The following is a 10,044-nucleotide window of genomic DNA, read 5'->3' on the forward strand; positions in this document are numbered from 1 at the left end:
GATGAGATTTTTAATAGCGGTGTTGCTTGCGGTTTTTTCTTTTTCTGTTCCATCTTTTGCCGGGCAAATTAGCGGAAACTTTAAGTTCCCGTCCGATATAGCTGTCTCAGCGGGAAAGATTTATGTAGTTGACGGTCTTAATGGAAGGATTGTTGTTTTAAACAAGAATGGTGACGAAGTTGGGACTATAAAAGCTGACAATCCTTATGGTATTTCTGTTGACGGCAGTGGCATCTATGTTGCTTCTCAATCCGGTAAGGTTTTGATTTTTTCAAAGGACGGAAAGCTTAAAAAGAGTATTGATGTTTCCGGCAGGCCTATAGATGTTGTTAGAGTCGGAAATAATCTCTGGATTACGGATGGCAAAAATAATTGTGTGAAAATTGTTTCTATTAAAAGCGGCAAAGTGATTAAGCAGATCGGTGAGAAAGGCTCTGTTCCTGGAGATTTTGTTTCGCCTTTCATGATTGCTACCGATGGGAAAAATGTTTACGTGGTAGATTCTATTAATGCCAGGGTTGAGGTTTTTGATAAAAACGGCAACTTCTTGAGAGTATTCGGTGATTTTGGCGTAGAAGAAGGTGATTTTTACAGGCCTAAAGGCATTGCTGTTTTCAACGGTGAAGTTGCCGTTTCCGATGTTGTTAATGGTGCTGTTCAACTCTTCAATCCATACGGTGCTTTTGACGGCGTTGTTGCTAAAGGACTTCAATATCCAATATCTATCGCTTACGATGCAGGTGTTCTTTATGTTCTTGAGCCTCTGAAGAACAAGATACTTACATTTAATGTACAAGGGGTTAAATAATGAGAAAGACCTTAGCTATTTTCCTATCAGTAGTTGCGATGCCAACAGTTTCTCATGCGAAGCTTGAGAAAAGCATGAAGAAGGACTGTCTGGTTTGTCACCAGAACTGGCTGCTGGAAGCTAAGGTGAGTTCTCCCAGGCTTCTTACCGATAGGACTTTAATGGCAGGGGATAAAATAATGTGTTTAACCTGTCACGATGGATCTATGGCCGATGATAGGTTAACTTTTCTTAACTTTGATAAGCATTCTCACCCTGTTGACGTTAAAGTTCCTGAAGATATGAAAATTCCTAAGAAGTTCCCTCTCCGTAATGGGAAGCTTTTCTGCGGTACCTGCCATACGCCTCATTCAGAGGTCGGCAGCCAGGATAAGTTAGACTACACCTTTATGCGCTTTAAAAATACAGATTCAAGCATGTGTATAGATTGTCACAAGAACAATACAGGTCACGGTAACCATCCTATCCTTGCCGATACTGCAGGAAAGATGTCTTCATCCATTATAGCTAAGATAAAGTCTCTCCACGGAAGGGTCGGTAAGGATGACGAAGTTACCTGTCAGTCATGTCATGCTGCCCACAAAGGCCAAGGTGAGCACGCACTTATTATTTCTAACAAAAACTCTCAACTTTGCTTTGTGTGTCACATCAAGGAAGTAAATTCACCTAAACATAAAAACAATATGTCCCATCCGGTTCTTGTAAGTGTAGATTCTATGGAAGTTAAGCCTGCACAAGTAAGATTAAAGTTGGGAAGTGAAAACAAGGTTGAGTGTTACACATGCCATAAGATTCACCATTCAGCTGATAAGATGCTTCTTGCAGAATCACCCAAGTCTCTCTGTGTTGCCTGTCACGTTTCGGAGAAGACGGTTCTCCATTCAAAACATGGATTCGCAGACAAAGACGCCTGCCTTGAATGTCACACAGCGCACAAGGCAGTCGGTGCAGACCTCTGGGGTAGAAAGCTTAATGATAAAGCCACAGCTTACGCCGTTTATCTTGAGGCGTCTGATGCAGATAGAATGTGTATTTCATGTCACTATCCTGGTGGTGAAGCACCTGACATAGGTACTATTTCTCACCCAACAAATGTTGAAACGAAGTTTAGGTCTCTGCCGCTCAAAAAGGGCAGGGTTGCCTGTGTTACCTGCCACAATCCTCACAAGTGGAGCGCTGTTGGTGCTCCGGAGAGTGACAGGGCAAACGGCAGTTTCCTCAGAGTACCGGAAAAGGATCTGTGTAGCAGATGTCATCCAGGCAACTGTGCATGTAAAAAGGGTGTTCACGGTGCTATTGACGATAGAAATGTTCTCGGAGAAACGCCGAGGAGTGCTGGAAGATGTGCCGCGTGCCACGTTCCTCACAAGGCAGTCGGTGCATACCTTAAAGGAATCAAAGGAGGAGAAGGCCTTGATAATGTTTCTTCCTTCTGTATGGCGTGCCACGGTGAAGGTGGCATAGCCAGAACGAAAGTTATGGCGGGCAAGTTTAAAGATCACCCAATTGATGTCAGAACAAAAGACGGCAAAGTTGTTACATGTGCAAGCTGTCATAATCCGCACAGCGCTGATCCGTATGCTCTTGTTGTGCCGGTTGAGGGTGATTCAGCTCTCTGTCTTGAGTGTCATAAAGATAAAAATCTTAAAGGAACAGCACACTATCTTGTGGCCAAAAGTGAAAGTATTGAGAAAAACGGGCAGTGCTCTGCTTGCCACACACCTCATAATCCTAAAGGTCCGACTCTCTGGAATAGAAAGCTTGGTGAAGGCAAGACAATTAACGAGAGACAGTGTACTTCTTGTCACGCTCCCGGTAAAATGGCTGCAAACCTCACGACCGGTGAAATTTCGCATCCGCTTGGTGGGAAAGTTGAAACAGACGCGGTTCCTGCTATTAATCAGAAAACAGGTGTTCCCGGTGAAGGTGTTGTTGACTGTGCAAGCTGTCACGATCCGCACGGTAGCGCTGCCGGTAAACCATTCCTCAGGGTTACAAACAGGGGAAGCAAGCTCTGTATTTCATGCCACAAGACAGAAGCAGCAATTAAAGGGACAGTTCATGATGTTAATGGGCAGATGTGTTCTGCATGTCATGTGCCTCACCAGGCTAAAGGTGCTTTCTTGTGGAAGATGGAACTTAAGAACTTTACATATCCTAACGGCGAGACAGTTGATAGAGCATCATCCTATTGTCTCACTTGCCACAGCAAAGGTGGCGTAGCAGAAAATGCTACAGTTGAATACTTCTTCCATCCAAGGGCTGACTTTGATATTGTTGCTCAGGATAGACCCGGCAGGAAAGGTAAATGGCCTATATTTGCAGAGAATGGCACAGAAGTGGAGAGAGCTGGGGCAATTGCGTGTGAGACATGTCACGATGCACACATACATGGAAAAACTTATTTCTTAAGAAATAAGACGGTTGCTGGAAGCATTTGTGCTGACTGTCACGGCGATGAAGCTCTTATTAGGTACATGTGGTACCATAAAAAAGAGGTTAGACAGTCCACATCAAGCTATAAGTAAACCAAAGCAGGAGGAAGCTGCAGATGGCTAAAGAGATGACTGCAAGGGAGTTTGAAAGATATTCATGGAAGAAGGCATGGATAGTGCTTGCGGCTGTATTTATCATCCTTTTCCTTCCATGGATACTTGTTTGGTTTGTTAAGTTTGTTCACTGGTACGCTCAATCATTCTTTATGTGGTTATAATTGGGAGGTGAGGAATGGCTTATAGCGGAGAATTTCATAGTAAAATGGGAAAAATAAACTTCTTTAAAAGCTGGATATCTGCATTTGAACTCATAGTTGCTATACTTACGTTAGGTATGGTATCTATAAATTGTATGAAGCAGGGGCTTCACCTCTTCTATCTTTTCTTCGGTGGTGGGCACTAAATTTTAGGAGAGAAATTTTTGAAGCTGATAAAACTCAGGGGCAGGGCGCTTTTGGCGCTTCTGTCCTTTTTCTTTTTTTCCTGTTCTGAGCCTTCCGGCAAACCTGCAGGTGATGCTGTTCTTGGTGAAAGGGTGGATCCGTCAAAAGTCCATTTTCAGAAAGGTGTTTACGGGGGGACGCTTTACGACTCTTCCTCCTCTGATCCAAAAACTTTTAACCTTGTTTTTGCCCATGAGACGTCTTCTACAGGTGCTGTTGGTGGACTTTTTGAAGGTCTTACCGATGTTGACATTAAAACACTGAAACCTACAGGCAGGCTTGCAGTTTCATGGGAATTTAAGGACAACGGCAGGAGGTGGATATTTCATTTAAGGAAAAATGTCAGGTGGTTTGATGGTAAACCTTTTACAGCTGACGATGTTGTTTTTACTTACAGAGATATCTACTTCAATCCCCGCTATCCCAATTCCGTTAAAGATATGTTTGAGATTGATGGTAAGTTACCGGAAATCAGGAAGATAGATAATTACACAGTTGAGTTTGTTCTGCCTGAGCCTTTTGCTCCACTTCTCTATTCACTTTCAGTAGCTATTTTTCCCAAACATGTTCTTGAAAAATCTGTAAAGGATGGAAGTTTTGATAACGTATGGACTGTCTCAACGCCGCCAGAAGAAATTGTAGGGACGGGACCCTATAAACTTGTGAAATATGTTCCCGGTCAGTATCTGATTTATGAGAGGAATCCTTACTACTATATGAGAGATGATTACGGCGATAAATTACCCTTTGTAGAAAAAAAGGTTACATACATTCTCCCGCAGAAAGACACAGAACTTCTTAAGTTTAAAAATGGGGAGCTGGATTTTTATGGACTTTCCGGTGACGATTTTCCAGCCTTAAAACAAGAAGAGAAAAATGGCAACTTTACCATATATAACTTAGGTCCTTCTCTTACCGCTGATTTTTTGTGTTTTAACGAGCGAAAAGGTGCTGTTCCTGACTGGAAGTGGAGACTCTTTTCAAATGCGACTTTCAGGAGAGCCATTTCTCACGCCGTAGATAGAAAGGGTATTGTTCTGACGGTTTATAATGGGCTTGGTTTTCCCGTTTATACGCCTGTCACGTCTGCCAATAAACTCTATTACGATGAGAATGCACCTAAGTTTCCCTATGATCTTAAAAAGGCAAAGGCGTTGCTTGAAAGTATTGGATTAAAAGATAGAAACGGAGACGGGTGGCTTGAAACGCCGGATGGCCATAAAGTGGAGTTTAACCTCCTTACGAATTCCAACAATCCTGCAAGAGTTCAGATAGGCACGATTTTGAAGTTTGATTTTAAAAGACTTGGTATAGATGTTCACTTTCAACCTCTTGATTTTAACAATCTTGTTGATAAGCTTCTCAACACTCACGACTTTGATGCTGTGATTATAGGGCTTACAGGTTCTATGGATCCAAACGGCGGAAGGAATGTATGGAAAAGTTCTGGACAGCTTCACCTGTGGAATCCGGGGCAGAAAAAGCCGGTGACCAAATGGGAAGCCGAGGTTGATAGACTTTTTGACGAAGGGGTGAAAGAGCTTGATTTTAAAAAGAGGGTGAAGATTTATAGAAAGGCGTACAGAATAATCTGTGAACAACAACCTCTCATTTACATAGCGGCTCCTGTTGTTCTTGAGGCAGCGAGGAATAGAGTTAGAAACTATTTTCCTACTATATGGGGTGCCTATAAGCCGGAACGTATTTTCATAAAAGAGTGATATAATCTTTCCTGTTGAAATCTAAAAAAAGAATGAGCAAATCTGAGGGAGGAACCTATGGTTGAAGAGATTGGAGCCCACATGCCCCTATGGTTGACCATACCTTTTGCTGGAATTCTCCTTTCCATTGCCATTTTGCCTCTTGTTGCTTCACATTTCTGGCATAAACATTTTGGTAAGGTTTCAGCCTTTTGGGCAGTCGCATGTGCAGTTCCTTTTATTGCTATGTACAAAGGTATTGCAGTTCACGATATTTTGCACACGATTCTGGTTGAATATATTCCGTTCCTTGTTCTCCTTGGAGCTCTTTATACGATTGCAGGGGGTATCTATATAAAAGGTTCCTTTGTGGGGAAGCCGATTTTTAATACGGCTCTTCTCTTTATAGGTGCTATGCTTGCATCTCTTATGGGAACTACAGGTGCGGCTATGCTGCTTGTGAGGCCTTTAATAAGGGCTAACAGGTGGAGAAAGTATAAAACGTTTGTTATTGTTTTCTTTATTTTCTTAGTCGCAAATATTGGTGGTGCTTTGACGCCTCTTGGTGATCCGCCTCTCTTTCTTGGTTTTTTAAAAGGGGTTCCCTTTTTCTTTACTCTAAGGCTTATTCCGATATGGATAACAGCTGTGTTGATTGTTCTTGGTAGCTTTTTTGCAATTGATTCTTATTACTATGCAAAAGAAGATAAAACAACCATTCCGATAGGTGATGAGAAGTTTGAAATTCTTGGTTCTATTAATTTTCTGTTTCTTATAGGCGTTTTGGGGGCTGTTCTCTTAAGCGGCATTGTACATCTCCCTCAGATAAGTGTTTTCGGGGTGCATCTTCATCTACAGGATGTTTTGAGGGACTTGATTCTCATCGTTCTTGCGATTCTTTCAATTCTTTTAACGCCACCGCTGGTAAGAGAAAAGAACGAGTTTACCTGGTTTCCAATAAAAGAGGTCGCTATCCTCTTTATAGGTATCTTTATTGCGATGATTCCGTGTCTTAAAATTCTTGAAGCTGGTGAACATGGACCGGCAGGTGGGTTGATCCATATGCTTTCTGAACCTTATCACTACTTCTGGGCTACAGGTTCCCTTTCTTCTTTCCTTGATAATGCACCAACATACCTTACATTTTTAATGACAGCTCTTGGGAAGTTTTATCCGGGTGTTCCTGTGAAGGTTGCTGTTCATAAATTGATAGCGACACACTCTATATATCTTGAGGCTATTTCTGCGGGTGCCGTTTTTTTTGGTGCAATTACCTATATTGGAAATGCGCCAAATTTTATGGTTGCTTCTATCGCAAGGGAACAGGGCGTTGAGATGCCTTCTTTCTTTGGATATATAATCAAGTATTCAATTCCTGTTCTTGTTACGACTTTTGTGATTCTTACTGTTATCTTTTTTAAATGATAAGTCCGGGGCGTCTTTTTCGCCCCTTTACGATATCATTTGGAGTGCTTTTGTAACTACCTCTTTTGGCGGTATGTCAAGGCACTTGAGGTGTTCACATCTAACCTTCCCGTGGAGAGAGCACGGGTTACAGGGGAGTTCTTTCCTTATTACGGTTCCTTCGGATTCAAGGGGAGCAAATCCAAAACATGGATGGGTTGCACCGTAAATAACTGCTACTTTTGTTTTTACAGCCCTTGCCATGTGAACTGCAGAGGAGTCGTTGGATATGACGAATTCGGCCTGCTTTATTACCGCCATTGATTCAAGGAGGGTTAATCTTCCGCAGAAGTTCAAATTGTAAGCGCCCGTTATTTCCATACCGGCTTCCACATCTTCCTTTCCGCCGACTGTAACGACCTCAAAACCAACCCTTCTCAATATCTGTGCAATTCGCTTGTACTTCCTTATTGGGTAAGCTTTACCTTCCCATCTGGCTCCCGGTGCGATTACAACAAATTTTCTGTGGGGTAAAAGTCTTGATATGTGTAATTCCGTTTCTTCAGGAATGAATATTTCCGGGGTGGGATTTTCTTCGACCTCTATACCGGCTTTTCTGACGGCTTTTGCATAAAGTTCAGGGATGAAAAGCTGCTTTTTTCTTTTTAAAAACTTGAAGAATATTACCTCTCTTCGCCAGAGGGACTGTTTGTTGTACCGTATGGTTTTAAAAGGTAAAAACTTTGAAAGTAACCGCGTTTTCAGGATGTTATGTAAATCAAAAACATAGTCGTAGTTTTCTTTTTTAAGGTTATCCGCTAACTCTTTTACAGCCTGAAATGATAGTCTGTTTTTACTGACGCCCATAACCTTTCTGATGCGGGTATCGGGTACGAATATGGGGGCTATGGATTTATCTGTTAGTATGTCAATTTCCGCTCCGGCTTTTTTGAGTGCGTTAAAAACAGAAGAGATAAGTATAACGTCCCCTATTGAAGAAAGTCTTATGAGTAAAACTTTCATCATTCCTCTAACGGTTCAAATTTGTCTTTTGATGCCCCACATATTGGACACACCCATTCATCAGAAATTGCCTCAAGTGGTGTTCCTGGAGGCACGCTGTTTTCAGGATCACCATTCTCCTGATTATATATGTAACCACAAATTGTGCATCGCCATTCTTTAGCCATCTTTTCCCCTTAGTTTCTTTTGATAAATTGTAGCACACTTTTTTTGTATTGGAAAGCTCTAAAGAGGTTGTTCTATTTGTGTTATTATAAGTTATCAGAAATTCCGACGCCGCATTAGCAATATTTAAAATATGAGAGAAATTATATTAAGGAGATGAGAATTATGGACGAAAACATGAAGATTATAAATGCAATAATTCCAAACGCCCAAACAGAGCTATCATTATTAGCAAACCACCTGAATAAACTCAAAATATACGAAAGAGATAAGAGCAGATGGTTTATAAAAAGCCACGATGCATACGGAAAAGAAAAGTTAGTATTTGATGAAAATAAAAACCAAAAAAGACCTGAAGAGATTGTAAGGCAACTTTTTCTTTTTGAATTGACAGATAATTATGGTTATCCAATTGATAAAATTAAAGTTGAAGAGAAAGTAAGTTTTGGCAGAGAGAAGAAAAGAGCAGACATTGTTGTATATCAGCAAGATGGAATAACTCCTTGGATTTTGGTAGAAGTAAAAGCCCCACATGAGAAGCTAAATATCCCTCAGCTTAAGAGTTATTTGAATGCTGAAGGTTCTCCGATTGGTGTTGCGGTTAATGGTAAGGAAATAACAATTCTTTATAGACCATATCCAAAAGAATTTGATGATAACTTACCTGATATTCCGACATATACTGAATATTTAGAAGTAAAAGATACAAAAAACCCTGCCATAGAAGTTGCAGACATTGTTTTGAGTAGGAAATGGACTCTTGAAGAGTTAGAGAAAAAATCAAGAGAAAAGAAAAAGTCACTAAGAGAAATTATCGAACTGCTTGAAGAGTTAGTTTTAGCAAATTCTGGAGTAGATAGTTTTAATGAGATATTCAAGTTAATCTATGCCAAGCTATTTGATGAATGGGAAGCAAAAAGCAGAAAGAATAAAGAATTGAAGTTTAGAAAATATAAAGACCCGAAGACGACTTATAAAGTAATTTCCGAGCTATTTGAGGGTGCGAAGCAAGAGTGGAAAGGTATTTTTGAAAAAACAGATAAAATAAAACTTACTCCAGAACATTTGAGCGTATGCGTTGCAGAAATGCAAGAAGTAAAACTCTTTGGAGCAGATTTAAGAATAATTGATGAAGCCTTTGAATATTTAGTACCTGAAGTTTCAAAGTCAAAGAAAGGACAATATTTCACTCCAAGAGTGATAATAGATACTGCCGTAAAAATGCTAAATCCACACAAAAGGGAATACATAATTGATCCTGCCTGTGGTAGTGCAGGTTTTCTTGTTCATGCAATGCAATATGTATGGGACAAATACAATATGAAAGACAAAGATGTAAAAACTGCCTATGCAAGAAAATACTTATGGGGAATAGACTTTGAGGAAAAAGCAACGAAAATATCAAGAGCCATTATGCTAATTGCCGGTGATGGAAGATCCCACATTTACAAAGAAAACTCATTGGAGTTTATCAGATGGAGTGAAAAACTAAAAGCAGATTTGAGAGAAGAGGACCTTGTAAGAGACGATAAATTCAAGAAACTTAATTTTGACATTTTAATGACAAACCCGCCCTTTGCAGGTGATATAAAAGAAGGATGGCTTAAAGCACTTTATGATATTGTCCCCGAAAGCAAAAAGAAACCAGGTTCTAAAATAGATAGGCATATACTCTTCATTGAAAGAGCTTTGGATATGATAAAGCCAGGTGGAAGATTAGCAATTGTTTTGCCTCAGGGCGTGTTCAATAACACAAATGATAGATACATTCGGGAATTTATAATGAAAAAAGCCAGAATATTAGCGGTTATTGGATTACATGGCAATTCCTTTAAACCACATACTGGAACTAAAACATCTTTGTTGTTTTTGAGAAAATGGAAAGAAGAAGAGCTTGACGAGGGAGGGAATCCTAAAATTAAAGATTATCCTATTTTCTTTGCTGTTTCAAAAATCCCATTTAAGGATAATTCCGGAAATTATATCTTTGTAAAAGATGAGAATGG

General features: G+C 40.3%; 9 protein-coding genes. 7 read left to right on the forward strand and 2 right to left on the reverse strand.

Features of this window, described 5'->3' with window-relative positions:
• Position 1 precedes the first annotated feature (1 nt).
• The 6 genes from MV676_RS09375 to MV676_RS09400 are packed head-to-tail and all read left to right on the forward strand — an operon-like array spanning position 2 to position 6,871.
• Positions 2–808 (forward strand): NHL repeat-containing protein, encoded by an 807-nt coding sequence (locus tag MV676_RS09375; protein ID WP_297447124.1) that lies wholly within the window; start codon positions 2–4, stop codon positions 806–808.
• Positions 808–3,336, forward strand: a complete 2,529-nt coding sequence (locus tag MV676_RS09380; RefSeq protein WP_297447126.1) for a cytochrome c3 family protein — start codon at positions 808–810, stop codon at positions 3,334–3,336. Before MV676_RS09375 ends, MV676_RS09380 begins: the two co-directional genes overlap by 1 nt.
• A gap of 23 nt (positions 3,337–3,359) precedes the next feature.
• Entirely contained in the window at positions 3,360–3,521 is a 162-nt protein-coding gene (locus tag MV676_RS09385) for a hypothetical protein (protein ID WP_297447128.1), read from the forward strand.
• Positions 3,522–3,535: 14 nt separating this feature from the next.
• Positions 3,536–3,706 carry a hypothetical protein gene (locus MV676_RS09390; RefSeq protein ID WP_297447129.1) on the forward strand — a complete coding sequence of 57 codons (171 nt, stop codon included), beginning with the start codon at positions 3,536–3,538 and terminating at the stop codon, positions 3,704–3,706.
• An 18-nt stretch (positions 3,707–3,724) separates the two neighbouring features.
• A complete protein-coding gene (locus MV676_RS09395; protein WP_297447131.1) occupies positions 3,725–5,467 on the forward strand; it encodes an ABC transporter substrate-binding protein in 1,743 nt (580 codons plus the stop codon).
• Positions 5,468–5,524: 57 nt separating this feature from the next.
• Positions 5,525–6,871: a sodium:proton antiporter gene (locus MV676_RS09400; protein ID WP_297447132.1), complete on the forward strand. Its 1,347-nt coding sequence runs from the start codon at positions 5,525–5,527 to the stop codon at positions 6,869–6,871.
• 27 nt (positions 6,872–6,898) lie between these two features.
• On the opposite strand, the gene MV676_RS09405 is transcribed toward MV676_RS09400, so the two are convergent.
• Complete coding sequence (locus MV676_RS09405; RefSeq protein WP_297447134.1) at positions 6,899–7,873, reverse strand: glycosyltransferase family 9 protein; 975 nt, start codon at positions 7,871–7,873, stop codon at positions 6,899–6,901.
• Positions 7,873–8,040 (reverse strand): rubredoxin, encoded by a 168-nt coding sequence (locus tag MV676_RS09410; protein WP_297447137.1) that lies wholly within the window; start codon positions 8,038–8,040, stop codon positions 7,873–7,875. Before MV676_RS09410 ends, MV676_RS09405 begins: the two co-directional genes overlap by 1 nt.
• 163 nt (positions 8,041–8,203) lie before the next feature.
• Here MV676_RS09410 and MV676_RS09415 point away from each other — a divergent pair.
• A partial coding sequence (locus MV676_RS09415) for an N-6 DNA methylase (RefSeq protein ID WP_297447139.1) occupies positions 8,204–10,044 on the forward strand: 1,841 nt, incomplete at its 3' end.

Origin of the sequence: Desulfurobacterium sp., from assembly GCF_027028515.1 — a bacterium.
In the GTDB taxonomy this organism is placed as follows: domain Bacteria; phylum Aquificota; class Aquificia; order Desulfurobacteriales; family Desulfurobacteriaceae; genus Desulfurobacterium_A.

What these genes read in the sequence shown, in the direction of transcription:
- MV676_RS09375 (WP_297447124.1), top strand. Translation starts at nt 2, where the DNA reads ATGAGATTTTTAATAGCGGTGTTGCTTGCGGTTTTTTCTTTTTCTGTT.
- MV676_RS09380 (WP_297447126.1), top strand. Translation starts at nt 808, where the DNA reads ATGAGAAAGACCTTAGCTATTTTCCTATCAGTAGTTGCGATGCCAACA.
- MV676_RS09385 (WP_297447128.1), top strand. Translation starts at nt 3,360, where the DNA reads ATGGCTAAAGAGATGACTGCAAGGGAGTTTGAAAGATATTCATGGAAG.
- MV676_RS09390 (WP_297447129.1), top strand. Translation starts at nt 3,536, where the DNA reads ATGGCTTATAGCGGAGAATTTCATAGTAAAATGGGAAAAATAAACTTC.
- MV676_RS09400 (WP_297447132.1), top strand. Translation starts at nt 5,525, where the DNA reads ATGGTTGAAGAGATTGGAGCCCACATGCCCCTATGGTTGACCATACCT.
- MV676_RS09405 (WP_297447134.1), bottom strand. Translation starts at nt 7,873, where the DNA reads ATGAAAGTTTTACTCATAAGACTTTCTTCAATAGGGGACGTTATACTT.
- MV676_RS09410 (WP_297447137.1), bottom strand. Translation starts at nt 8,040, where the DNA reads ATGGCTAAAGAATGGCGATGCACAATTTGTGGTTACATATATAATCAG.